Source organism: Herbaspirillum sp. Her2, assembly GCF_057961375.1.
This window is the reverse complement of the sequence record NZ_CM176331.1, coordinates 577,042-602,077: the sequence shown is the minus strand read 5'-3', so window position 1 is coordinate 602,077 and position 25,036 is coordinate 577,042. Positions and strand designations below refer to the sequence as shown.

General features: G+C 63.2%; 22 protein-coding genes. 10 read left to right on the top strand and 12 right to left on the bottom strand.

Annotated features, from left to right (window positions below; all coding sequences use genetic code 11):
• Positions 1-8 precede the first annotated feature (8 nt).
• The 4 genes from ACWHXP_RS02660 to ACWHXP_RS02645 all read right to left on the bottom strand — a co-directional run bounded on the left by ACWHXP_RS02660 (position 9) and on the right by ACWHXP_RS02645 (position 4,222).
• Positions 9-1,070: an Ldh family oxidoreductase gene (locus ACWHXP_RS02660; protein WP_204725801.1), complete on the bottom strand. Its 1,062-nt coding sequence runs from the start codon at positions 1,068-1,070 to the stop codon at positions 9-11.
• Between the two features lie 46 nt (positions 1,071-1,116).
• On the bottom strand, positions 1,117-2,613 hold the full coding sequence (locus ACWHXP_RS02655) for a tripartite tricarboxylate transporter permease (protein ID WP_134137436.1): 1,497 nt from the start codon (positions 2,611-2,613) through the stop codon (positions 1,117-1,119).
• A 9-nt stretch (positions 2,614-2,622) separates the two neighbouring features.
• On the bottom strand, positions 2,623-3,156 hold the full coding sequence (locus ACWHXP_RS02650; protein ID WP_489623467.1) for a tripartite tricarboxylate transporter TctB family protein: 534 nt from the start codon (positions 3,154-3,156) through the stop codon (positions 2,623-2,625).
• Positions 3,157-3,238: 82 nt separating this feature from the next.
• The gene (locus tag ACWHXP_RS02645) at positions 3,239-4,222 is read right to left on the bottom strand and encodes a tripartite tricarboxylate transporter substrate binding protein (protein WP_145604297.1); all 984 of its coding nucleotides are present in this window, start codon (positions 4,220-4,222) and stop codon (positions 3,239-3,241) included.
• Positions 4,223-4,922: 700 nt separating this feature from the next.
• On the opposite strand from ACWHXP_RS02645, the gene ACWHXP_RS02640 reads away from it, so the two are divergent.
• From ACWHXP_RS02640 to ACWHXP_RS02610, 7 genes are all read left to right on the top strand, one after another.
• The gene (locus ACWHXP_RS02640) at positions 4,923-5,114 is read left to right on the top strand and encodes a hypothetical protein (RefSeq protein WP_259432824.1); all 192 of its coding nucleotides are present in this window, start codon (positions 4,923-4,925) and stop codon (positions 5,112-5,114) included.
• A 142-nt stretch (positions 5,115-5,256) separates the two neighbouring features.
• The gene (locus ACWHXP_RS02635) at positions 5,257-6,996 is read left to right on the top strand and encodes an IlvD/Edd family dehydratase (protein ID WP_489634567.1); all 1,740 of its coding nucleotides are present in this window, start codon (positions 5,257-5,259) and stop codon (positions 6,994-6,996) included.
• A gap of 287 nt (positions 6,997-7,283) precedes the next feature.
• On the top strand, positions 7,284-8,243 hold the full coding sequence (locus tag ACWHXP_RS02630) for a C-terminal binding protein (protein ID WP_121045157.1): 960 nt from the start codon (positions 7,284-7,286) through the stop codon (positions 8,241-8,243).
• A gap of 214 nt (positions 8,244-8,457) precedes the next feature.
• Positions 8,458-9,549, top strand: coding sequence for an ABC transporter ATP-binding protein (locus ACWHXP_RS02625; RefSeq protein ID WP_209567304.1), 1,092 nt, complete (start codon positions 8,458-8,460; stop codon positions 9,547-9,549).
• Positions 9,550-9,678: 129 nt separating this feature from the next.
• Positions 9,679-11,010, top strand: coding sequence for an ABC transporter substrate-binding protein (locus ACWHXP_RS02620; RefSeq protein ID WP_489623469.1), 1,332 nt, complete (start codon positions 9,679-9,681; stop codon positions 11,008-11,010).
• Between the two features lie 170 nt (positions 11,011-11,180).
• Positions 11,181-12,080 carry a carbohydrate ABC transporter permease gene (locus ACWHXP_RS02615; RefSeq protein WP_039784562.1) on the top strand — a complete coding sequence of 300 codons (900 nt, stop codon included), beginning with the start codon at positions 11,181-11,183 and terminating at the stop codon, positions 12,078-12,080.
• The gene (locus tag ACWHXP_RS02610; protein WP_039784561.1) at positions 12,080-12,961 is read left to right on the top strand and encodes a carbohydrate ABC transporter permease; all 882 of its coding nucleotides are present in this window, start codon (positions 12,080-12,082) and stop codon (positions 12,959-12,961) included. The genes ACWHXP_RS02615 and ACWHXP_RS02610 overlap by 1 nt, the downstream gene beginning before the upstream one ends.
• 95 nt (positions 12,962-13,056) lie before the next feature.
• Here the strand turns inward: ACWHXP_RS02610 and ACWHXP_RS02605 are convergent, their stop codons facing one another.
• The 4 genes from ACWHXP_RS02605 to ACWHXP_RS02590 all read right to left on the bottom strand — a co-directional run bounded on the left by ACWHXP_RS02605 (position 13,057) and on the right by ACWHXP_RS02590 (position 17,876).
• A complete protein-coding gene (locus ACWHXP_RS02605) occupies positions 13,057-14,382 on the bottom strand; it encodes a cytochrome c (RefSeq protein WP_489635881.1) in 1,326 nt (441 codons plus the stop codon).
• 14 nt (positions 14,383-14,396) lie between these two features.
• A complete protein-coding gene (locus tag ACWHXP_RS02600) occupies positions 14,397-16,178 on the bottom strand; it encodes a GMC family oxidoreductase (RefSeq protein ID WP_489634568.1) in 1,782 nt (593 codons plus the stop codon).
• 2 nt (positions 16,179-16,180) lie between these two features.
• Positions 16,181-16,903, bottom strand: a complete 723-nt coding sequence (locus ACWHXP_RS02595) for a gluconate 2-dehydrogenase subunit 3 family protein (RefSeq protein ID WP_489634569.1) — start codon at positions 16,901-16,903, stop codon at positions 16,181-16,183.
• A gap of 205 nt (positions 16,904-17,108) precedes the next feature.
• Positions 17,109-17,876: a dienelactone hydrolase family protein gene (locus tag ACWHXP_RS02590; RefSeq protein ID WP_489634570.1), complete on the bottom strand. Its 768-nt coding sequence runs from the start codon at positions 17,874-17,876 to the stop codon at positions 17,109-17,111.
• A 359-nt stretch (positions 17,877-18,235) separates the two neighbouring features.
• On the opposite strand from ACWHXP_RS02590, the gene ACWHXP_RS02585 reads away from it, so the two are divergent.
• Positions 18,236-19,357: a YjgN family protein gene (locus ACWHXP_RS02585; protein WP_343742058.1), complete on the top strand. Its 1,122-nt coding sequence runs from the start codon at positions 18,236-18,238 to the stop codon at positions 19,355-19,357.
• A gap of 3 nt (positions 19,358-19,360) precedes the next feature.
• Positions 19,361-20,356: a M48 family metallopeptidase gene (locus tag ACWHXP_RS02580; RefSeq protein ID WP_134223021.1), complete on the top strand. Its 996-nt coding sequence runs from the start codon at positions 19,361-19,363 to the stop codon at positions 20,354-20,356.
• A 68-nt stretch (positions 20,357-20,424) separates the two neighbouring features.
• On the opposite strand, the gene ACWHXP_RS02575 is transcribed toward ACWHXP_RS02580, so the two are convergent.
• The 3 genes from ACWHXP_RS02575 to ACWHXP_RS02565 form a co-directional block, all read right to left on the bottom strand.
• Entirely contained in the window at positions 20,425-21,678 is a 1,254-nt protein-coding gene (locus tag ACWHXP_RS02575; protein ID WP_489623471.1) for an HD-GYP domain-containing protein, read from the bottom strand.
• 229 nt (positions 21,679-21,907) lie between these two features.
• On the bottom strand, positions 21,908-22,057 hold the full coding sequence (locus tag ACWHXP_RS02570; RefSeq protein ID WP_166675078.1) for a hypothetical protein: 150 nt from the start codon (positions 22,055-22,057) through the stop codon (positions 21,908-21,910).
• A 207-nt stretch (positions 22,058-22,264) separates the two neighbouring features.
• Complete coding sequence (locus ACWHXP_RS02565) at positions 22,265-23,128, bottom strand: LysR family transcriptional regulator (RefSeq protein ID WP_489634571.1); 864 nt, start codon at positions 23,126-23,128, stop codon at positions 22,265-22,267.
• Between the two features lie 114 nt (positions 23,129-23,242).
• Here ACWHXP_RS02565 and bla point away from each other — a divergent pair, with 114 nt between their 5' ends.
• Positions 23,243-24,142 carry a class A beta-lactamase gene (gene bla, locus ACWHXP_RS02560; protein ID WP_121045179.1) on the top strand — a complete coding sequence of 300 codons (900 nt, stop codon included), beginning with the start codon at positions 23,243-23,245 and terminating at the stop codon, positions 24,140-24,142.
• Between the two features lie 14 nt (positions 24,143-24,156).
• Here the strand turns inward: bla and ACWHXP_RS02555 are convergent, their stop codons facing one another.
• The gene (locus ACWHXP_RS02555) at positions 24,157-24,900 is read right to left on the bottom strand and encodes a fumarylacetoacetate hydrolase family protein (protein WP_489634572.1); all 744 of its coding nucleotides are present in this window, start codon (positions 24,898-24,900) and stop codon (positions 24,157-24,159) included.
• Between the last annotated feature and the right edge of the window lie 136 nt (positions 24,901-25,036).

Sequence of the window (25,036 nt, the reverse complement as noted above, 5' to 3'; positions counted from 1 at the left end):
GATGGTCCTCAGGCGAGGGTCGCGGGAAACTCCAGATCGTAGGCGGCACCGGCTTCACGCAGCATGGGCGCAATGGTCGGATGCAGGGTCACGCCTTGCGCCAGCTGCTCGGCGCGGCGCTGCATGCCACGGTCGCCGGGCATGCGCACCTGGCCCACGCCGGGGCGCGGCGGATTGCTGCGGCAGGCCTGCGCGATGTGATCCATCTGGCGCTTGAAGTCCTGCTCGCCGCCGAAGGCCGACGGATCATAGAGCGACATGAACACCGTCGCCCCCCAGCCCGCTGCCGGATCGGCACGCCCGAAACCGGACAGGCCGCCCGTCAACGCCTCGATCAGCACGGCCAGCCCGAAGCCCTTGTGCCCTGCCGAGAGCCCGCCCAATGGCAGGATGGTGCCCGGTGGCGTGGCCGAGAGCACGGCCGGATCGCGGCTGGGATGACCGGCGCCGTCGATGAGCCATTCTTCCTCGAACTGCTTGCCGGCCTTGTGCAGGCGATTGCTCATGCCGTTGGTGGTGATGGAGGCCGAGATGTCGACCAGGAAGGGCGTGCCGGAAGTGGGAATGCCGGCCGCAATCGGATTGGGCGTAAACACCGCCTGCGTACCACCGAAGGGGGCCACGCTCTGCACCGCCGGGTCCGAACTGGCCAAAATCATCATGAAGCCCTCTTGCGTGGCACGCAGCAGATAGGCGGCCAGGCAGGCGATGTGATGGCTGTGGTGAATGGTCAGTGAAGCGGTGCCATAGTCGCGCGCCTTGGGGATCAAGGCATCGATGCCCTGGTGCACCAGCCACGGGCCCGGCAGGCGGCGGCCATCCCAGGCCAGCGCGGCGGCGCGCTCCGAGAGCACCTCGGGTTGGCCGGTTTTGGCCATGCTGCCCTTTTCCAGTTCCTTGACGTAGGGGGCCAGCAGCGCCAGCCCGTGCGTGTCGTGGCCCAGCAGGTCGCCATCGACCAACGTGGCGGCGACGCTGTCAGCCTTGTCGGCCTCCAGGCCTGCGCGCTGCAACAGAGTGGATGCGAACTGACGCAGGGCGTCAGCGGAGAAACGTTCGGGCATTGCCATGGAACCACCTTTCCTTGCTTGAATCATCGATTGAAATCTTTTCACCTCAGGCCAGGGCCAGCGGCTTCCTGCGCACCAGCTTGAGCACCAGCGGCAACAACCACAGCAGCAGCGTGATCACGCCCAGCGTGCCGGCAATGGGGCGCTCGAAGAAGGCCAGGAACTGGCCGTCGGACTTGATCATCGAGGTCACGAAATGTTCTTCCAGCATCCCACCCAGCACCACGCCCAGCACCGCCGGCGCCACCGGGAAACCGTTCTCTTCCATCACGTAGGCCAGCAGACCGAACACCAGCATGATGCCCACGTCGGTGACACTGTTGTTGGTCGCATAGGAGCCGACGATACAGAACAGCAGGATCAGCGGCATCAGGATGCCGCGCGGTATGGAGAGGATGCGCTTGGCCATCTTGATGCACCAGAAGCCCAGCGGCAGCATCAGCAGGTTGGCCAGGATGAAGACCAGGAAGATCGCGTACATCGACACCGGGTTGTCGACGAAGATCATCGGTCCCGGATTGAGGTTCTTCATGTAGAGCACGCCGATGACGATGGCGGTGATCGAATCCCCCGGGATACCGAACACCAGCGCCGGAATCCAGGCCCCGGCCAGTGCCGAGTTATTGGCCGCGCCCGATTCGACGATGCCCTCCGGATGGCCGGTGCCGAATTTCTCCGGCTCCTTCGACATCTTCTTGCTCATCGCATACGACATCCAGGCCGCGATGTCAGCGCCTGCGCCGGGCAGCGCACCGACCAGGGTCCCGAGGACGCTGCCGCGCAAGACCGACTTCGGATACTTGAGCATCAGCCCCCACATGCCTTTGAAGACGTTGCCCACGCGGCTTTCCGCAACCTTCATGGTGAAGTCGCGCGAGACCGCGAAGCGCAGCACCTCGGACATGGCGAACATCCCGACCATCAGCGGCACCAGCGATACCCCGCCCAGCAGGTCGGGCTGATCGAAGGTGAAGCGCGGTGCGCCGGCCGGATTGCCCATGCCGACGGAGGCGATGAACATGCCCAGGAACAGCGAGACGAAGCCCTTCAAGGGATTGTCGGAGGCGATGAAGATGGCGCAGGTCAGGCCCAGCAGCACCAGCCAGAAATATTCGAAGGAGGAGAATTTCAGCGCCAGCTCGGCCAGTGCCGGTGCCGAGAAAATCAGCACGAAGGTACCGAACAATCCGCCGATGACCGAGAACACCAGGCTGGCGCCCAGCGCAATCTCGCCCTGCCCTTTCATGGTCATGGCATAGGCCTCATCGGTATAGGCGGCCGACGAAGGCGTGCCGGGAATGCGCAGCAGGCAGCCGGGAATGTCGCCCGAGAAGATCGCCATGGCCGTGGCCGAGACCATGGCTGCGATGGCCGGCACCGGCGGCATGAAGAAGGTCACCGGGACCAGCAACGCTACCGCCATGGTAGCGGACAGGCCGGGTACCGCCCCCATGAAGAGGCCGAAGATGGAGGAACCGAGAATCACCGCCAGCACGTAGGGATCAAACACCATCGCCAGTGCGGCGTAGAGGTTGGCAAGCATGTCGTCTCCTTACCAGGCCAGGGGCGTGAGGATGCCCCAGGGCAAAGGCACCTTGAGCAGTTTGTAGAAGATGGTGTGGATCAGCAGCGCACTGGCCATCGCCACCGGCAGGGCCACCAGCACGCGGGTGCGGAACGTCAGGAACAGCGCCAGCAGCAGCACGAAGGCCGTCGGCAGGAATCCCAAAGGTTCCGAGACCCCGATGTAGAACACCAGCGACAGCGGAATCAGCAGGAAGGAAAACACCGCATGGCCGCTGCGGAACCAGTCAGGCAGCGTGACCCAGCGCAGGTCCTGCTCATCAGCACCCACCGTGGCAATGCGCGAAGCAGGCCCACCGCGCGCAGTGCGCGCCTGCCGCAAACCGCGCAGGCCACGCAGCACCAGCAGCACGGCACAGATCATCAGCCCGCCGGCCAGCGCCTGCGGAAATACGTTGGGCCCGATATCCTGCCCCATCGCGGGCAGGCGGGAAGAAGCGATCCAGAGCACGACCGCAAGGACAGCGATCAGCAGCCCGGACAAGGCATCATTGATTTTCATGGGACAGTCCCGAAGCGAAGAGCACGATGAGAAGAGCGAGGCAGGCGCATCGATTGCGGTCAATGCGCCTGCTCCATGCCTGTTACCTGGCCATGCCCAGGGTCTTGAGGATGGCGCCCATGTCCTCGTCGCTCTTGTCCATGAACTTGCCGAACTCGGCCGCATCGGCATACTGCGTACCGAAGCCGCGTCCGCTCATGAAGTCCTTGTATTCCTTGCTGTCGTAGATCTTCTTGAGGCTGGCCGAGAGCTTGCCCTGCACATCGGCCGGCAGGCCCTTGGGCCCGACGATGCCGCGCCAGGCACCGTTGGTCCAGGTGCTGCCGGTCAGGCTCTTGAGCGTGGGCACCTTGGGATAGAGCGCCGCCGGTTCGTTGGCCATGATCACCAGTGGCGTGGCCTTGCCGGCATCGATCAGCGAACGTGCTTCCGGCAGCGAGGCCGCGACGATGTCCACCCCGCCCGCAGCCAGGTCCACCATGGCCGGCGCAGCGCCGTTGGAGGGCACGAAGCGCACCGCATTGGGCGCGACCTTGAGGTCGTTCAACATGCCGGCCAGGCCCAGGTGCCAGATGCCACCCTGCCCGGTGCCGGACGCCTTGAGCTTGCCGGGATTGGCCTTGATGGCCTTCAACAGGTCGTCGAAGTTCTTGTAGGGCGAATCGTTGCTCACGGTCAGCGCGGCCGGGTCGAAGTTCATCAGCGCCAGCGGCGTGAGGTCACGCGGGGTCAGCTTGGTCAGGCCCTGGTGGTGCATCATCGAAATCTCCACCGTGGCGATGCCGATGGTGTAGCCGTCCGGTGCGGCACTGGCAATGGCCTGGTGGCCCACCGCGCCATTGCCGCCGGTGCGATTGACCACGTTGACCGGCTGGCCCAGGTCCTTTTCCAGCAAGGCACCGATGATGCGGGCCGTGGCATCGGTACCCCCGCCGGCGCCCCAGGGCACGATCAGCGTGACCGGACGTTCGGGCCAGGCGGCAAAGGCCGCGGGGGCGGCCAGGACGGTGCAGGCCGCGCTGGCGGCCAGGATGGTCTTGAACAAGGTTCTGCGGGTCAACTGCATGGTCTCCTCCGTTGTCATCTGCGCTCATTGCGCGCAATGGGGTGCGGCTAACGCTTTGGCAAAGGACTTTCGTTACCGCTTCTCTGACCTGCGGGGAGCGCCGGAGTGATTGGCCATGCGGAAGAGATTTTCCCCCGCTGGTCTCCTGTGTTGTCTCTGTTGCGCAGGTCTCATGCCTTGCTGCTTGTTCTTGTAATCCGGACCGGGCCGGTGAGGCTGCATCATGCTGCTGGCCGCGCCCCCGCATTGGGATGAGTCGCGCAGAGGTCATGTGGTCTGACCAGCGGAGGCTAGAATTTCACATCACCCAGGCAGTGTCAAGGATGAATCGAATGGAACAAAAAAATTCATCCTTGGTGCCATGCAGCATTAATACCCCGCCGCAAAGCCTTGCCAGCTCTGGCTTTCAGACAGGCAGTGTGTTTTACTGCATGTTGCAGGGGCGACGCAAAAAGCCGGCCGCACAATGCTGACAAAAAGCTTTCTCGCGATCTGGTATTACCACTTGACCAAACAAATCTGGCTGCAATAGACTCGCAGCCAATTACACAAGTCACGTCGCTTCACGTGTCTTGCCACCGTCGGGGACGGGGCAGGCCGCAGGGCAGAACGGACGGCACAGACCCAGCCGCCACGGCACCTGCCGGCGGCTCCAGGCAACGGAGACATCCCATTGGCTTATCCAGGCACAGCATCGCATGTGAACCGCAGGACGCCGGCTGGCCGGGCGCAAACGCGCCGCGCCGCCACCGCTGCCAGCGTGCGTGCGCGCCGCGCCTTGCATCGCTGCTCCGCTTTCGGGTCCCTGCTGGCCTTCCTGCTGATTGATTTTTCCCGCTATTTCTTTGACCAGGGCGACAGTCATCCTGTCGCCCTGCGCGCTCTCGCCTGAGTTCGACAAAGACCAGGTTCGCGCAGGCAGCAAGCATTGAACGGCACTGCCGGCCTCATCCGGCTGGCAGCACATGGATCGCATGAAGCAGGGCAAGGGACGCAGTGCGCGCTTGCGCACGCACCTTGCCAGGGAAACGACAATGACTGACGACACCAAGAAAAAATCCACCCGCCGCAGCCAGGCCTGGTTTGGCCGCCAGGACCGCGATGGGTTCATCTACCGCTCCTGGGTGAAGAACCGCGGCATCCCGCACGACCAGTTCGATGGCCGTCCGGTGATCGGCATCTGCAATACCTATTCCGAACTGACCCCCTGCAATTCGCACTTCCGCGCCTTGGCCGAACAGGTCAAGATCGGCATCTGGGAAGCCGGCGGCTTCCCGCTGGAATTCCCCGTGATGTCGCTGGGCGAGACGCTGCTGCGCCCCACCGCCATGCTCTACCGCAACCTGGCCAGCATGGATGTGGAAGAGTCGATCCGCGCCAATCCGCTCGATGGCGTGGTGCTGCTCATGGGCTGCGACAAGACCACGCCGGCGCTGCTGATGGGCGCGGCTTCAGTGGATGTGCCGACCATCGGCGTCTCCGGCGGCCCGATGCTCTCGGGCAAATACCGTGGCCGTGAACTGGGTTCCGGGACGGGCGTATGGCAGATGTCGGAAGATGTGCGCGCCGGCAAGATGACGCAGGAAGAATTCTTCGAAGCCGAGAGCTGCATGCACCGCTCGCACGGCCACTGCATGACCATGGGCACGGCCTCCACCATGGCCAGCATGGTCGAGGCATTGGGCGTGGGCTTGCCGCACAATGCCGCCATTCCCGCCGTCGATGCGCGCCGCAACGTGCTGGCCCGCAACGCCGGCCGCCGCATCGTGCAGATGGTGGACGAAGACCTGGTGCTCTCCAAGATCCTCACCCGCCAGGCCTTCGAGAATGCCATTCGCGTCAACGCCGCCATCGGTGGTTCCACCAATGCGGTGATCCACCTGCTGGCCATTGCCGGCCGCATCGGCATCCAGCTCGACCTGAAGGATTGGGACGACATCGGCCAGCAACTGCCCTGCCTGCTGGACCTGCAGCCCTCGGGCAAATTCCTGATGGAAGATTTTTACTATGCGGGCGGCCTGCCGGCAGTGATCCGCCAACTGGAAAGCGTGATCGACAAGACCGCCCTGACCGCCAACGGCAAGACCCTGTGGGAGAACTGCCAGGATGCGCCGAACTGGAATCCGGAAGTCATCCGCAGCTTCGACCAGCCCTTCAAGGAAGCGGCCGGCATCGCCATCCTCAAGGGCAACCTGGCCCCGGACGGTGCCGTCATCAAGCCATCGGCCGCCACCCCTGCCCTGCTCAAGCATCGCGGCCGTGCCGTGGTCTTCGAAAACAGCGACGACCTGCACACGCGCATCGATGACGAGAACCTGGACGTCGATGAAACCTGCGTGCTGGTGCTCAAGAATTGCGGCCCCAAGGGTTACCCCGGCATGGCCGAAGCAGGCAACATGCCGCTGCCGCCGAAGGTGCTGCGCAAAGGCATCACGGATATGGTGCGCGTCTCGGATGCGCGCATGAGCGGGACCGCCTACGGCACCGTGGTGCTGCACGTCTCGCCGGAAGCGGCCGCCGGTGGGCCGCTGGCGCTGGTGCAGAACGGCGACTTCATCGAACTCGATGTGGAGGCACGCAAGCTGCACCTGGATGTGTCAGATGAAGAACTGGCGCGCCGCCGTGCGCAATGGCAAAAGCCTGAGCTGCCGCCGCAGATGCAGCGCGGCTGGGTCAAGCTCTATGTGGACCACGTGCAGCAGGCCAACCAGGGCGCGGACCTTGATTTCCTGGTCGGCAAGAGCGGACCTTACGTGCCCAAGGACAATCACTGAACTGGCCTGCCCTTGCCTCCAGCAACGGCGGCAAGGGCAGGAGAAATTTTCAAAGCCAACTGGCTTGACCGAATTCCACCTGCAGCAAGGCATCAAGCATCACAAGCTTCACAGGCTTCAACAAGCAGCATTAAGCAAAAGTTAAGGGTCATTCAAACAGCATTAAATTCAGCTAAATACCAGCATCCGTCGTACCCCGGGACCACGGTACAGCCACACAAGCGGCGGCCGTGTTCCAGGAAGTAGTTGCATCAGGTGGACCAAGACAACCATCACGGAGACGAGCAATGAAAGTACTGATTACGGACTACGATTTCCCCGACGTCGACCTGGAGCTTGCTCTCTACAAGGAAGCCGGTGTGGAAGTCGTGACCGCGCAATGCCGCACGGAAGAGGAGGTGATCGCCGCCTCCGCAGGATGCCAGGGTCTGCTGGTGCAATACGCACCGGTGAACGCAAAGGTCTTTGCGGCCCGTCCTGAAATCCGCATCGCCAGCCGCTATGGCGCGGGCTTCGATACCATCAACACGGCCGATGCCGCAGCACACGGCGTGTGGGTCGCCAACTCGCCCGACTATGGCGTGGGCGAAGTGGCCACCCATGCACTGGCCATGGCACTGGACCTGATCCGCAATATCACCGTCTATGACCGTGCCGTGAAAGCCGGCGAATGGCACTACACCACGGCCGGCATCATTCCGCGCGCTTCCGATCTCACCATCGGCATCATCGGCTTGGGCCGCATCGGCAAGCGCATGGCGCATATCTCGCGCAATCTCTTCAAGCGCGTCATTGCCTATGATCCCTACATCATCGATGGCGATTTCCCCGCCTACGTGGAACGCGTGAACCGCGAAGAACTGTTCGCCCAGGCGCATGTGGTGTCGCTGCATACGCCCTTGAACGACGAGACACGCAACATGATCGACGCTTCGCTGCTCAATCTGCTGCAGCCGCAGAGCTACCTGGTGAATTCCGCACGCGGCGGCCTCATCAAGATCGACGACCTGTTGGCCGCGCTGGAAAACGGCCAGCTCAAGGGTGCCGCGCTGGACGTCCTGCCGGTGGAGCCGCCGCAGACAGCCTCGGCTATCGTGCAGCATCCACGTGTGCTATTGTCGCCGCACGCGGCCTTCTTCTCGGATGTCGCAGCGCGCGAACTGCGGCGCAAGGCGGCCCAGAACCTGATCGACTGGGACCGCAACGGACGGCCCTCCTACGTGGTCGTTCAGGGCAAGAACAAATAAGTCAAAACAATCACCCCGGCAACGGGGCGCCAACGCAGCACCGCGCCTGCCGCCAGCCGGCGCAGCATCAGTGTAGACAACGAAAAAAAGGAAGACCGGCAGGATCTTCCACGCGTCCCTCCACAGGACGTGCCTGAACAAAGTGCGTTGTGAACGGCTCCGCCTGGAACCGGTTCCGCAGCGTCGATACGAGGATAGACACGAGGAGCATTTGATGGCATCAGTACAGATCCGCGCAGTCAAGAAACAGTTCGGCAGCACCCAGATCATCCGGGGCGTCGACATCGATATCGCCGATGGCGAATTCACCGTCCTGGTCGGTCCGTCCGGCTGCGGCAAGTCGACGCTGCTGCGCATGCTGGCGGGACTGGAGGAAATCACCGGCGGCGAGATCCTCATCGGCGGCACCGTGGTCAACAACGTCCAGCCCAAGGACCGCGACATCGCCATGGTGTTCCAGAACTACGCGCTCTATCCGCACATGACGGTGCGCGACAACATGGCCTTCTCGCTGACCCTGGCCAAGAAGGACAAGTCCTTCGTGGAAGAACGCGTCAAAAAGGCCGCCGACATCCTCGGCCTGAACCAGCTGCTGGACCGCTATCCGCGCCAGCTCTCGGGCGGCCAGCGCCAGCGCGTGGCCATGGGCCGCGCCATCGTGCGCGATCCGCAGGTGTTCCTGTTCGACGAACCGCTCTCCAACCTCGATGCCAAGCTGCGCGTGCAGATGCGCACCGAGATCAAGGAACTGCACCAGCGCTTGAAGACCACCTCCATCTATGTCACCCACGACCAGATCGAAGCCATGACCATGGCCGACCAGATCGTGGTCATGCGCGATGGCCTGGTGGAACAGCGCGGCCGTCCGCTGGACCTGTACGACCATCCGGCCAACCTGTTCGTGGCCGGTTTCATCGGCTCTCCTGCAATGAATTTCATCCCTGCCACCCTGCGCCGCAACGGTGGCGGTGGCGCAGCAGAAGTCGAGTTCGCCGATGGCACCCGCGTGCCAGCGCCCTATGGCAGCGCCCTGCAGGGCAATGACGGGCAGAAGGTCACCTACGGCGTGCGTCCCGAGCACCTGGCCATCGGTGCGGCCGGGCAAGGCATTGCCACCAAGGTCATCGTGGTGGAACCGACCGGGGCCGATACCGAAGTGTTCTCGCGCTTCGGCGAGACCAGCCTCACCTCGATCTTCCGCGAGCGCCATGATTTCGGCGCGGGCGACGTGATCCACCTGGTTCCCGACCACAGCCGCACGCACCTGTTTGACGCCGAATCGGGCAAGTCGCTGGCGGCCCGCTGATCCAACGCACCATCACTGCAGTAAGCCAAGCACCACCCGTAGCGCAGCATCACAAGAAAAAGAGTCCATCCGCAAGAACAGCCGTTCGAGAGCGGTCCAATTCGACTTTCAACCGAAGGAGTAGGAGACATGAGCAAGCTGACACGACGCGAATTCCTGGTCACCAGCGCTGCCGCCGCAGCCGCATCGAGCATGGGCGTGAACGCCTTTGCCGCAGGCCCCGGCGCGGCTGGCGCCGACAGCATCAAGTACCCCATCGAACAGGGCGCGACCTTGCGTATCCTGCGCTGGAAGCGTTTCGTCCAGGGCGATGAAGACCTGTGGAACGCCAACGTCAAGAAATTCACCGAACTGACCGGCGTGGCCGTGCGCACCGACAGCGAAGGCTGGGAAGACGTGCGTCCGAAATCGGCCGTGGCCGCCAACGTGGGCAGCGGTCCGGACATCGTGCTGGGCTGGTTCGACGACCCGCAGCAGTACCCGACCAAGCTGGTCGACATGACCGACCTGGCCGACTCGCTGGGCAAGCGTTATGGCGGCTGGTACGACGTCTGCCGCAAGTACGGCACCAAGGACGGCAAGTGGATCGCCCTGCCGCTGGGCGTGATCGGCAATGCCCTGGTCTATCGCGAAAGCCAGATCAAGGCGGCCGGCTTCGATGCCATTCCCAAGGACACGGCCGGCTTCCTCAAGCTGTGCCAGGCCTTGAAGGCCAAGGACACTCCGGTCGGCTTCGCCCTGGGCAAGGCCGTCGGTGACGCCAACAACTGGGCGCACTGGCTGCTGTGGTCGCATGGCGGCAAGCTGGTGAACAAGAACGGCCAGGTCGCCATCAACTCGGCCGAGACCCGCGCCGCGCTGGAATACGCCAAGCAGCTCTATGCCACCTTCGTGCCCGGCACCCTGTCGTGGCAGGATCCGTCCAACAACAAGGCCTACCTGGATGGCCAGATCAGCCTCACGGCCAACGGTATCTCGGTGTATTACGCCGCCAAGAACTCGCAGGATCCCAAGCTGCAGGACATCGCCAAGGATACCCAGCACGCGCACTTCCCGGTCGGCCCGGCCGGCAAGCCCACCGAGCTGATGCAGATCACGCAGATGATGGTGTTCAAGCACACCAAGTTTCCCAATGCGGCCAAGGCCTTCGTGCAATTCATGTTTGAGCCGGACCAGTACAACCCGTGGATGAAGGCCTCCATCGGCTACGTCAGCCAGCCGCTGAAGGCCTACGAGAAGAACCCGGTCTGGACCGACGACCCGAAGGCCACGGTGTACCGCGACTCGGCCTCGCTGATGCTGGACCATGGCCACGAAGGCCCGCTGGGACAGGCCTCGGCGGCCTGCATGGCGGACTACGTGGTGGTGGACATGGTGGCCGAGGCCGCCTCGGGCGCCAAGACCGTGCAGCAGGCGATCGACCGTGCGGCCGAACGCGCCAAGCGGTATTACAAGACCTGATGGCAGCAGCCTGAACGTCAGCAAGGCGGGTCCGGGTTCCCTCGGGACAGCGGGCAAAGGGGCAGGTTGTCAGGGCTTGCCGACCCGGTCCCGCCGCGCTGGCGCATCGCGACGCGTCACTACCGTATTGGCCGCAGGCCTGGCTTGCGGCCCTTTCATCGAGGCACATCATGCTATCCCGATTCCTGAACAACCGTAACGTACTGGGCATGCTGTTCATGGCCCCGGCCGTGATCCTGCTGGTGGTGTTCCTGACCTACCCGCTGGGCCTGGGCATCTGGCTGGGCTTCACCGATACCAAGATCGGCGGCGAAGGCAGCTTCATCGGCCTGGACAACTACACTTACCTGGCCGGCGATTCGCTTGCGCAGCTGTCGCTGTTCAATACCGTGTTCTACACGGTCAGCGCCAGCATCCTGAAATTCGCACTGGGCCTGTGGCTGGCCATCCTGCTCAACAAGAACGTGCCGCTGAAGACCTTCTTCCGCGCCATCGTGCTGTTGCCCTGGATCGTGCCGACTGCGCTCTCGGCCCTGGCCTTCTGGTGGCTGTATGACGCACAGTTCTCCGTCATCAGCTGGGCCCTGCACAAGATGGGCCTGATCGACCGCTACATCGACTTCCTGGGCGACCCGTGGAATGCGCGCTGGTCCACCGTCTTTGCCAACGTCTGGCGCGGCATTCCCTTCGTGGCGATCTCGCTGCTGGCGGGCCTGCAGACGATCTCGCCCTCGCTCTATGAGGCGGCCGCCATCGACGGTGCCACGCCCTGGCAGCAGTTCCGCCACGTGACGCTGCCCTTGCTCACGCCCATCATTGCGGTGGTGATGACCTTCTCGGTGCTGTTCACCTTCACCGACTTCCAGCTGATCTATGTGCTCACGCGTGGCGGTCCGCTCAATGCGACGCACCTGATGGCCACGCTCTCCTTCCAGCGCGCCATTCCCGGCGGTGCCCTGGGTGAAGGCGCGGCACTGGCAACCTACATGATTCCCTTCCTGCTGGCAGCGATCATGTTCTCGTATTTCGGCCTGCAACGTCGCGGCTGGCAACAAGGAGGTGACAAATAATGGCCAAGAAAAAAGACGACCAGCAGGAAACCCAAGGCATGGATTTCCTGCAATCGACACCGCGCCGCTGGGTGACGATCTACATTCCGCTGCTGATCTTCCTGTTCGTGCTGCTGTTCCCGTTCTACTGGATGGTGATCACGGCCTTCAAACCGGACAATGAATTGCTCTCGCAGACCGGCAACCCCTTCTGGGTCGTTGCCCCGACGCTGGCGCACTTCAAGAAACTGCTGTTCCAGACCCAGTATCCGGCCTGGCTGCTCAACACGGTGATCGTGTCGGTGGTGTCGACCTTCGCCTCGCTGGCGGCCAGCGTCTTTGCCGCCTATGCGATCGAACGCCTGCGCTTCCAGGGCTCCAAGCAGGTCGGGCTGGGCATCTTCCTGGCCTACCTGATCCCGCCCTCGATCCTGTTCATTCCGCTGGCGGCGATCGTGTTCAAGCTGGGGCTGTTCGATACGCGCTGGGCGCTGATCCTGACCTATCCGACCTTCCTGATCCCGTTCTGCACCTGGTTGCTGATGGGCTACTTCCGCTCGATTCCTTATGAGCTGGAAGAGTGCGCGCTCATCGATGGCGCCACCCGCTGGGAGATCCTGGTCAAGATCATCCTGCCGCTGGCGGTGCCGGGCTTGATCTCGGCGGGCATCTTTGCCTTCACGCTGTCCTGGAACGAGTTCATCTATGCGCTGACTTTCATCTCCTCGTCCGAGGTGAAGACGGTGCCGGTGGGCATCGTCACCGAACTGGTGGAAGGCGACGTCTACCACTGGGGCGCACTGATGGCCGGGGCGCTCCTGGGCTCGCTGCCGGTGGCGGTGGTGTATTCGTTCTTTGTGGAGTATTACGTGTCGGGGATGACCGGGGCGGTGAAGGAATAAAGCTTCACCCTGCATCCTGTGCGGCAAGAAGAAAGCCCGGCGTTCGCAAGAACGCCGGGCTTTTCTTTAAAGCGGCACAGCGGGTCGACTAGACCTTACTGCTTGGCCAGCGGCGCACTCCCCGCCTCCACCGTTTTCTTCTCCGGCAGCTGCTTGCGTACCTTGGCCACATCGGACGCGTTCACCGAAGACGCCTGGTTACCCCAGCTGCTACGGATGAAGGTGACCACATCGGCCACTTCCTGGTCCGACAGCCGGCTGGCAAAGCCCGGCATGGCGAACTGTGTCGGTGCCTTGTGGGTCCACGGCATTTCGGCCCCCTCCAGCACGATGCGGATCAGCGAAGCCGGGTTCTCGGCATTGACCGTCGGCGACAAGGCCAGGGTCGGGAAGGTTTCTTCATATCCCTTCCCGCTGCTGCGGTGGCAGGCCGCGCAGTTGTTCAGGAACGCCATGGCGCCCGGACTCTGGTCGCTGCCTTTGCGCAAGGCCTGGTGGGTCTTGTCGTCATAGGCCAGCGCTGGCGTGCCCTCCTTCACCGCCTTCAAGGACTTCAGGTACTTGGCCATGGCCGAGAGATCTTCCCCGGTCATGTACTGGGTACTGTTGGCCACCACGTCGGCCATGCCGCCAAAGGCAGCGGAATGGCTGTTGCGGCCGGTCTTGAGGAAGGCCACGATGTCGGCCTCGCTCCAGTTGCCCAGACCGTCGCGGGCGTCACCGCGCAGGTTGTTGGCCAGGTAGCCGTCGATCACGCCACCGGAGAGGAACTGGCTGCTGTCATTGGACAGCGCCTTCTCCTGCATGCCCACGCCGCGCGGGGTGTGGCAGGCGCCACAGTGGCCCAGGCCTTCGACCAGGTATTGGCCGCGGACCAGAGGACTGTTGTCCTCCGGACCATCGGCCGCCACTGCCGGCGCGAACACCTTGCGCCACACCGACAACGGCCAGCGCATCGACAGGGGCCAGGTGATGTCCACACCGCGATTGGGTACGGGATCGGCCTGCACGCCCTGCATGAAGTAGGCATAGAGCGCCTTCACGTCTGCCGGCTTGACCTTGGCGTAGGAGGGATACGGCATGGCCGGATAGAGCGACGCGCCATCCTTGCGGATGCCGTGACGCAGCGCACGGTCGAAATCCTCTTCGCTGTAGTTGCCGATGCCGTGGTCCTTGTCCGGCGTGATGTTGGACGAATACACCGTGCCGATGGGCGTGGCTATGGGCAAGCCACCCGCAAAGGGCTTGCCGCCCTTGGCGGTGTGGCAGGCCACGCAGTCACCGGCCTTGGCCAGGTACTCGCCACGCTGCACCAGCTGCTGGTCGGCCGAGGGAGCGGCGGCACTGCTCTGCGCTGCTGCGGTGAAGGCGGACAGCGACATGACAGCCGCACAGGCGGCGATGAAATAATGCTTGATCATGATGGTCGTCATCCTTATGCCTGCACCAGCGGGCCGGGGTTTTTCAGATACTGCTCACGGATGGCCTTGGCGGAGTGATACGCCAGCGCCGTGACCAGCCCGGTCGGGTTGTAGCCCATGTTCTGCGGGAAGGCGCAAGCGCCGTAGACGAACACGTTGGGCACATCCCAGCTTTGCAGGTACTTGTTGACCACGCTGTTCTTGGGCGTCGTGCCCATGATGGCGCCCCCGGTCAGGTGGGTCGATTGATAGACCCGCGTATCCCACGACGAGCCAGTCTTGCGTACCGCCTTGACGACCTTCTCCGGATTCATGGCCTGGCCGACCTTCTCCATCTCGCCGGCGATGTAGGTCAGCATCTTGCCTTCGTTCTCCTTCCAGTTCAGGGTCATGCGCAAGAGCGGCTGGCCATTGGCATCCTTGTAGGTCGGATCCAGCGACAGGTAGCAATCGCGATACGCCATCACCGAACCGGACATGCCGATGGTGAGCGTGCGCTGGTAGGCATCCTGCACGCTGGCCTTCCATTCAGAACCCCAGTTGGGGACCTTCTCGCCCGGCATGGTGCCGGCCTGCTTGATGGGACGACCGCCATAGCGCACGTGACGAATCGAGGCACCGCCGATGAAGCCCAGCGGACCGTGATCGAACTGGTCGGCGTTGAGGTCATCCATGCCCACGCCACCGGCACCGGTGCCGATGAACGGATTGAACTGCGTGCCCTTGGGCATGACCACGTTGATGCCGCCGTTGTACTGGTAGGCGAAGTTCTTGCCGACCACGCCTTCGCCGGAGACCGGGTCATAGGGCTTACCGATGCCCGAGAGCAGCAGCAGGCGCACGTTGTGGGTCTGGAAGGCGGTCAGCAGGACCAGGTCGGCGGGCTGCTCGACTTCGCGGCCCTGGGCGTCGATGTAGGTGACGCCGGTGGCACGCTTGCCGGAGGCATCCAGGTTGACCTTGATGACCTGGGCCTTGGTGCGTACCTCGAAGTTCTTGCGCTTCAACAGTACGGGCAGGATGGTGGTCTGCGGCGATGCCTTGGAATACATGTAGCAGCCGTAGTTTTCGCAGAAGCCGCAGTAATTGCAGGGGCCGATGCGCACGCCATACGGATTGGTGAAGGGCTGCGAAGCATTGGCCGCGGGGGCCGGATAAGGGTGGTGGCCGACGTCGCGCATGGCCTTCTCGACCAGCGAAGCGCTGTACTGGTACTGCAGCGGCGGGGTCGGGAATTCATCGCTGCGCTCGCCTTCCAGCGGATTGCCGCCGGCCACGATCTGGCCCTTGAGATTGCCGGCCTTGCCGGAAACCGCCATGACCTTTTCCGAGAAATCGTAGAAAGGCTCCAGCTCCTTGTAGGTCACGCCATGGTCCTGGATGGTCATGTCCTCGGGGATGAATTTCTTGCCGTATTTCTGCTCGTGGTGCGTGCGCATTTCCAGCTCTTCGGGCAGGTTGCGGTACATCATGCCGTTCCAGTGGAAACCGGCACCGCCCACGCCATCGCCCAGCAGGAAGGAACCATGCTGGCGGTAGGGCACGGCCACATCCGAGAGCGTATGACGAATCGTCACGGTCTCGCGCGAGAGGTCCTGGAACAGCGCGCCGCGCACGGAGTATTTCAGTTCATCGACGGCCTTCGGATAAGGCGTGTCGGTGTTGGTGTCACGCATGTCGCCGCGTTCCAGCGCCAGCACGTTCAGGCCGGCTTCGGTGAGCTCCATGCCCATGATGGAGCCGGTCCAGCCCAGGCCCACCATCACTACATCCACTTTGTCTTTTTTGATAGCCATGATCAGCCCTTCTCTCTCAGAATCGACACGGGGCCGTATGGATATTTGACGTTGTATTGATCGACCCAGTCGGCGTAATCGGCGCGCGCACCGGGGAAGCCGACCATCTTCCAGCCGCCCATCTTCTGGTTGCCGCCGTACATCGGGTCGGCAAAATAGCCTTCCTTGGTATTGCCCAGCATGAAGCTGAAGAAGGTCTTGGCGGGCACGGTATCGAAAGCGATCTTGCCGCTTTCCATCATCTTGAGCACGTCCAGCTGCTTGGCCTTGTCGAGTTCGGCGAAGACCTTGCCATGGTTCTTGCTGCACCAGTCATTGCAGGCAGCGATGCCCTGGCGGTAGATGTCGCGCGGCACCAGCGAGAGCTGGTAGCCGAGTTCCGGCACGCTGTCCGGGTGGAAGGGACCTTGCATGTACCAGAGCTTGCCGGCGCCGTAGGGGGTTTCCATCTGGCGGTCGATGAACTCGGGCACGCCGGTTTCGAGCGCACCGGCACCGTACTGGTCGGAGGGGATGAGGTGATCGACGGCGGCGTTGAGGAAGGCCCATTCAGGCGCGGTGAAGTAGGTGGGCGTGTAGGCGCGGGGCTTGCCGGGTTCGCTGCTGTCGGCCATTGCCGGCTGGCTGACCGCAACGGTGGTGGCTCCGCCTAGCGTGGTCGCGGCTGGGACGATGGCCAACACCTGGCGCAGGAAGCGCCGCCTGGGCTCTTTATCTTGTGACATGAGTATCCTTTGGACGTGGGATTTGACGAGGGCAATGCAGGATGCTGGCGCGAGCGGCGCGGCAAGGATGAACGCTCCCCTGCGTACCGGACGGACGCACTCTCTTCTTGTTATCGTGAGACTGCCTGTGCAGCGGCTCCGGGCACCGCTGCACAGGTGGATGAATCAGTTCGGCAGGGCATCGGCCCCGCCCTGCTTCAAGACATCAGGCCAGCACTTCGCCGAAGAAGGCCTGCAATGCGACCGCGGCGCGTTCTGCCGTCTGGCGGTGGTAGAAGAAGCCGGGATGGTTGGCATCCGGATCGGTGAAGGAGTGGCCGGCCAAGCCATAGTTGACCAGTTGCCAGTCAACCTTGAGCGCGCTCATTTCGTCGATGAAGCCATTGACCTGATCGCGCGGCACCGACGGGTCCTGCACGCCGTGCAGCACCAGGACCGCTCCCTTGACCTTGCTCTCGCCCGGGGCCGGGGTATCGAGCGCACCGTGCAGCGACACCGTGCCGCGCACGTCCGCACCATCACGCGCCAGTTCCAGCGCAGCGGTGCCGCCGAAGCAGAAACCGCTGGCGCCCAGCTTGCCTGCATCCAGCTTGACGAAGGTCTGCTCGCGCAAGACCTTCAGCACGCCGTGCATGCGCTTGCGCAGTTCGGCGCGATCCTTCTTCAGCGGGAGGATGGCGGCCAGAGCTTCGTCCGGATTGGTCGGACGCAGGCTCTTGCCGAACACGTCGGCCACCAGGATGGCATGGCCGGCACCGATGGTGGTGGCTGCGATTTCCAGCGCCTGCTGGCGCAGGCCGAAATAGTTGGGGATGGTCAGCACGCCCGACACCGGCGGCTGTGCCTTGTTGTAGAGCAGGACGCTTTCGTAATCGATGCCATCGGCGCTATGGGCGATGGTCTCGATGCCGAGGTCGGCGACGGGGATGCCGAGCTTCTCGGCGATGGCGGCGGTGTTCCAGGACGTGGACATGGATGGTGGCTCCTTTGGTTGGCAAACGCCGCCCGGCGTGGAGACCGGGCGGCGTTCAGGAAACTTTTGTTTGGCGCGAAGATGAATCACAGGGGCAATTGCTGCTGCATGGCCGTGCTGTTTCCAGCTCAGCCACGCCCTTGCCTTGACCGCGTTCGGGCAGCAATGTTCGCACAAACAGTGCATTTCTGCAGAAGGTCAGACCAGTGAAGCACGAACAAATGCGAGGCCGGTCCCTACAACATCCATACAAGCAGCGTGGTGATCAGCGACAACTTGACTTTTACTTGCGAGCAATGGATTCTTGCCCGACCCCATCGGCAGACCTCTTCCATACAACGACCAATACAAGAGCTTCCATGAACGATCATCCTGACTTGCCTGAATCTTCCCTTCCCTCGCCTTCCGTTCCGGCGGCGCCCGGCAATTTCGCGACCGCCCTGCGTGACTCGGCCGACCACAGTGCACCGCAGGCCTTTACCTTCAGCGGACGCGGCTCCGAATATTTCCGCATCTGGATCGTCAACCTGCTGCTGTCGATCGTTACGCTGGGCATCTATTCGGCCTGGGCCAAAGTGCGTCGGCTGCGCTACTTCTACGACAACACCTCGGTGGCCGGGGCCAGCTTCGACTATCACGGCAACCCCGTCGCCATCCTCAAGGGACGCATCCTGGCCGTCGTGCTGATCGTGGCGTACCAGATCGCCGGCTACATCAACCTCCTGCTGGGCCTGATTGCCGCGCTGGCCTTGATGCTGGCCAGTCCCTGGCTGATCTGGCGCAGTCTGCAGTTCAAGCTCTACAACACCAGCTATCGCGGCATCCGCTTCGGTTTTCGCGGCAGCTTCGGCGGCGCATTCAAGAACTTCCTGCTGTGGCCCATGATGTCGGGTTTCAGCCTGGGCCTGTTGATGCCGATGGCAGCGCAGCGCTTCAAGCGCTTCCAGCACAATGAAGCGCGCTTCGGTGCCACCCACTTTTCCTTCCACGGTTCGGTCGGCGCGTTCTATCTGGCCTTCGCGGCCGGTATCGGCGGCTGGATCGCCGGCTCGGTGCTCATCGTGGTCGGCTTTGGCGGCGTGGCACTGTTCCAGTCGGTGCAGTCGGGTGCGGGCTCGATCGCCGCGTTCGGGCTGATGTTGTTCGCCCTGTATGCCTGGTCTTTCCTGATCATTCCGCTGTGGATCACGCTGCTGCAAAACCTGGTGTGGAACAACACGCGCCTGGGCGAACATCGCTTCGAAAGCCGCATGCGCTGGGGCCGCACCGCCATCATCCTGCTCACCAACGTGCTCGGCATCGCGTTCACGCTGGGGCTGTTCACCCCCTTCGCGCAAATCCGCATGATGCGCTACCGCATCGAGTCGGTGACGCTGCTGCCGGCGGGCAGCCTGGATGACTTCATCGCTTCCAGCGAATCACCCGGCTCGGCCACCGGCGAAGGCCTGGGCGACCTGCTCGACTTCGATCTGTCGATGTAAGCCATGACGGTCTCCGCTTCCTACTACGATGGCAAGACGTCAAAACGTTACCAGGTGACGCTGGACGTCAGCGATGGCATGGCCCAGGTGCGCGGCGAGGTGGAGCGGGACTGTCCGATCGCCCAATTGCGCGTCTCCGAGCGCCTGAACCGGGCAGCGCGCAAGGTCAGCTTCCCTGACGGTGCCTATCTGGAAATCATCGATGGGGCGGCCTTCAGCGCCTTGCTGCATGAAACCGGCCACCGGGATTCACTGGTGGTCCGCTTGCAGCAAAGCTGGCGGCATGCGCTGGCGGCCTGCGCGGCGCTGGTCGCGGTGGTGGTACTGAGCTACCTGTACCTGCTGCCGCTGGCCGCGCAGGGCATCACGGCCATCCTGCCGGTGGCGGTGGATCGCCAGGTCGGTCAAGGTACGCTGGACTTCCTCGACCAGCACGTATTGGCCCCCAGCCAGCTCGACGCCCAGCGGGCCAAGGGCATCACGTCGCGCTTTCGTGCCCTGACCGCGCCGATGGCGGATGCGCCCGACTACCAGATCGTGTTCCGCAAGAGCCGCATCGGTCCCAACGCCTTCGCCCTGCCCTCGGGCCAGATCGTGGTCACCGATGAGATCGTGCAGCTGCTTGATGATGATGACGCCCTCATGGGTGTGCTGGCCCATGAACTGGGGCATGTGCACCGGCGCCACCTGATGCGGCGGCTGATCCAGAGTTCGGCCATCGCGGCCACGGCCACCTTGCTGTTCGGCGATGTCTCGGCGGTCCTGGCCAACATCCCGACGGTCTTGCTGGATCTGAAGTATTCGCGCGATATCGAACGCGAGGCCGATGATTACGCCATCGCCATGTTCAAGGCCAATGGCCTGCCGCGCCAGAAACTGGCGCTGGTGTTCGAGAAACTGGAAGACATGGGCAAGAGCAAGGACAGTCCGGCAGCACGTTACCTGTCCAGCCATCCGGCCAATGAGGAACGCATCGCGCACATCCTCGGCACCCGCTGAATGCAGCTACTGCCTGCAATAAAAAACCCCGGTGCGCAGGCGCGCAACGGGGTTTCGCCCTCAAACAACTATTGCCCCTGATGCCCCGGCTCACCCGGTCGCTCGTTTCCTTCCACCAGTGCCTTGAGCGAATCCAGCACCAGTCCATTGCTGCGGATCCAGTCCTGGCCGCTGCGTTCGCTGATCACATCATCCTGGTCCGGCGAGGACAGATCGATGATCTCGCTCTCCAGCGATTCGATCGAGAGCGCCGTCGTAAACGCCTTGACCACCGGCTTGGTCAGGTCCTTGTGATTCTGGCGAATCACCAGTGCTGTGCGGCCTGAACGCAGCTTGACGATGGATCCGATGGGATAGATCCCCAGCGTCTTGACGAAGGTCAGGAAGATGGGGCGATCAAAGTGGCCGCTCCAGCTGGCCATGCGAGCCAGCGATTCTGCCGGATCCCAGGCGGATTTGTAGGTGCGGTCGGAGGTGATGGCGTCATACACGTCACACACCGCCGCCATGCGCGAATACAGATCGATCTGGTTGCCCTGCTGACGCCCCGGATAGCCGGTGCCATCGATCTTTTCGTGATGATGCAGGCAGACGTCGAGCACATAATCCGGCACACCCGCGAAGCCGCTCAGGTATTCATAGCCCAGCGTGGTATGGCGCTGGATGATGCGGAATTCCTGATCGGTCAGCTTGCCGGGCTTGTTGAGCACGTCGAGCGGAATGAAGGCCTTGCCCACGTCGTGCAGGTAGCCGGCCAGTCCGGCTTCCTTGCAGGCCGTATTGTCCATGCCCAGGGTGCGTGCCAGGGCCACCATCATGGTGCAGACGGCAATGGAATGCAGGTAGGTGTATTCGTCGGCGCGCTTCAAGCGGATGATGCTGAGCAGGGCATTCGAATTGCGCGTGACCGAGGCGGCGATTTCTTCCACCAGGTCCTGGCATTGCGCGACATCCAGGGTCTTGCCCAGGCGCGCCTGCCGGAACATCTGCTGCGTCGATACCTTGGCGCTCTCGTAGAGCCGCAGCGCTTCGCTCAGTTCGTTGCGATACTCGTCCTCTGGCGTGAGCGGCACCGGCTTCACACGCGGTTCTGCGGCCACGTCCATTGCTTCGACGGCGCTACCCGGAATGACATCCCGGCCCAGCGCGACGTCGATCCAGCAGAACTCAAAGCCGGCGCTGCGGGCGCGGCTGATGTCTGCGGCCTGCTCGATCAGGAACTTGCTGCGCCAGAACGGATTGTCGATCCAGGGGCCATCGAAACCGGAAAAATACATGCCCACGGCCAAGTCGTCGACGCTGATTTTTTTGAGTTGTGTCATCTGAGCCTGAGTGAAGTTGCTTCGCCGCGACATCGCCCCGGCTTGTGGCCCGACTGTATTACATCTTGAGCGGATTGATTAGCGGAAAATTCCTGATGACACTCGTTAGAGAAACGATGCAATCTCCAAAACGTACAGTGTTGTCCGTGCAGACAAAGAAAAACCCGGGGCGCTGGCGCGGCCCGGGTCGGCAGGTGAGGCAGGCGTGACGAGTCAATGACTCGCGATGTCAGTGACGCTGCTCTTCCTGCGACATGCTCGACAAGCCCGAATACAGGCTGCAGCAATGCGGCGCACCGCGGTGCGAACCGGTGTCGAGTTCACTGGAGTCATTGAGAAAATCAACCAGCTTGCGATAGAGTTGTGCGAAGTAGTGCATGACTTACCCCCTTTCACTATTGACTGATGGCAGGCTCCCGAAGGTTTTCTGCCAGTGCCGGTCTGTCCATGGTGTCGACTCATACGGCCGGCACGAACCGTATAAATTGTTTATATCATTTATTCTAGGTGCATGCAGGCCGCGCGTCTATCAGGATTTCTCTGACATGGCTGTGGTTGTTGCGCGTAATCATCACTTCAGTCAACCCTACACGCAGCCTGCCTGCACCTTCAGCCATGTCCGGAAAGCCGCCATGGCGGCGGTTTGCGGGCGTGACTTCAAGCGCGTGAGCCAGTAGGCACCGAGCACGATGCGCTGTTCGAAGGGGCAGACCAGCCGCCCCTGCCGCAATTCGCGCTCGAACATCATCACCGGCAACAGCGCCACGCCGGCCTCTTGCGCAGCCGCTTCAGCCAGCGCCAGCGAGGAGTCGAATACGAAGCCGCGCAAGGGCGGGCAAGGCGCAGCGGCGGCCGCAAACCAGCGGTGCCACTCGTCACTGCGATAGGACCGCAGCAGCGTCTCGGCCGCCAGGTCGGAGGGCGTGCGCAAACGCGCGGCAATCTCCGGTGCGCACATGGGTGCCAGTGGCGCTTCGAACAGACGTTCAGCCTCGGTGCCATGCCATGCACCATCGCCAAAACGAATCGCATAATCGAGCCCCTCACCGGCCAGGTCGACACGGTTGTTGTTGGCGAGCAGGCGCAGGTCGACGAAGGGATGCTGCTGCTGGAATTCGCGCAGGCGCGGCATGAGCCAACCCACGGCGAACGTTCCGACCACCCCGACGGTGAGCACCTCGCGGCGCCGGCCATCTTCGAACTGGGCCAGCACATCGGCGATGCGCCCGAAGGATTGCGCCACCACCGGCAGCAGCGCCAGCCCTTCGTCGGTGAGGGCCAGGCCGCGTGGCAGGCGACGGAACAGGGTCACGCCCAGCCGCTGCTCCAGATTCTTGACCTGCATGCTGACGGCGGTCTGGGTCACGCTCAATTCCTCGGCGGCGCGCGTGAAGGAGAGATGGCGGGCCGAGACTTCGAAGGCGCGCAAGGCATTGAGGGGCAGGTACATGAACACTCCAGGCATCAGTTTTTCTTGGGCTTGCGTCCAATTATCGTGAATTGTGAGCACCGCGACTACTGCCTATGATGCAGCCCTGTTGCCATCATTCATCGAGGAGTATCCATGTCTGGACGACGTCATTTTCTGTCCGTCGCCGCGCTGGCCGGTGCCGGCCTGATCAGCCGCAGCTGGGCGGCCAGCCTGCAAGGCGCAAGTAAAACTGTGGACTCATCCGCACTGACCGCCACGCTGTCGCGGCTGGAAGCCGATATCGGCGGGCGTCTGGGCGTGTCGCTGGTCGATACCGCCGGCGGCCGCCACTGGGGCTATCGTGCCGATGAGCGCTTCCCCATGTGCAGTACCTTCAAGTTCCTCGCGGCGGCCGCCGTGCTGCGTCGCGTGGACGAGGGCAAGGAGCAGCTGGCGCGCCGTATCGTCTATCGCCAGCAGGACCTTGTGCCCTACTCGCCCACCACCGGCAAGCACACCGGCGGGGATGGCCTGTCGCTGGCACAGCTGTGCGAGGCCGCCATCACTCTTTCGGACAACACCGCCGCCAATCTCATGCTGGAGAGCATGGACGGTCCCGCCGGCATGACGCGCTTCGTGCGGTCGCTGGGCGATGACCTGACCCGGCTGGATCGCAATGAGCCCACGCTCAACGAAGCCGTTCCCGGCGACCCGCGCGACACCACCACTCCGGCCGCGATGACTGCGGACCTGCGCCAGCTGGTGCTGGGCAATGCGCTGACACCTGCCTCGCGCCAGCAGCTTGCGCAATGGCTGGTGGCCAACCAGACTGGCGACAAGCGCGTGCGCGCCGGCCTGCCCAAGGGCTGGAAGGTCGGCGACAAGACCGGGACGGGACGGCTGGGCACGGCCAACGATGTGGGCGTGGTGTGGACAGAGAAAGGCGCACCGCTGCTGTTTGCGGTCTATCTCACCGAAAATGCGGCCACCGATGCCCGGCGTGATGCGGTGCATGCAGAAGTGGGCCGCCTGATCGGTCAGCTCATGACGTAAAAAGTTGCTGCTGTTCAGCTGGCGAAACTGAACGAAACTGCACCGATCCCCTCCAGCGCACCCTCGATCTGTCGCCCTGCGCGTGCAAGCTGCAGCCCTGTGCAGGAGCCGGTCGTGATGACCTGGCCCTGGCGCCATGGCTGGCCACGGCGCGCGCAATGCAGCGCCAGCCAGCCCAGCATGGGCCACAGGTCAGCCGGATTGCCGCCGGTGCTGCGGGTGATTTCCTGGCTGTCGATGTGCAGACTGGCCGCGATCTGGCGCAACGAAAGCGTAGCCGGCAGCGGCTGGGCGGCACCGATGATCAGGGCACCGTGGCTTTGCAGGTCGGCCATGCCGGCCCAGGGGTTGGTACAGGGCGGATGACCGAGGCGCGTCTCCACCACTTCGATGGCCGGCAGGATGGCGTCAAAGACCGTGCGCAACTCGGCCTCATCCGGCACTTGATCGCCGGGATGGTAATCACGCCCGACCCGCAAGGCCAACTCCACTTCCAGACCGCGCATGCGCCATTGCGGCCCGCGCAATGGCGCTCCCGAGGCCAGTACGCCGGAGGCCGGCAGCGGCGCACAAGCTGGCAGGCTGCCATCCCCCTTGCTCCCGACCTTCCAGCCCCCGATCGGCCCCAGGCGTTGCAGTTGAGCGTCCTGCACGGCGTAGGCGATCTCGGCATCGCCGACGGCCAGGCGGCGCCAGTCCAGGGCCAGACCACTGTGGCGGGCGTCGAGCAGGAGTTGGGTGGCGGCGTCGATATGCATGCGGGAATTCTCCGAAACAGAAAGGAAGGCAGCGCGCATTGTACTGGCTGCCAAGGCGCTCGCCCACAGCAAGCGCGGCCTTGAACTCGCCGCCACCAGCGCACTCCGATCTGAATGCCGATAATGGCAGACAGCG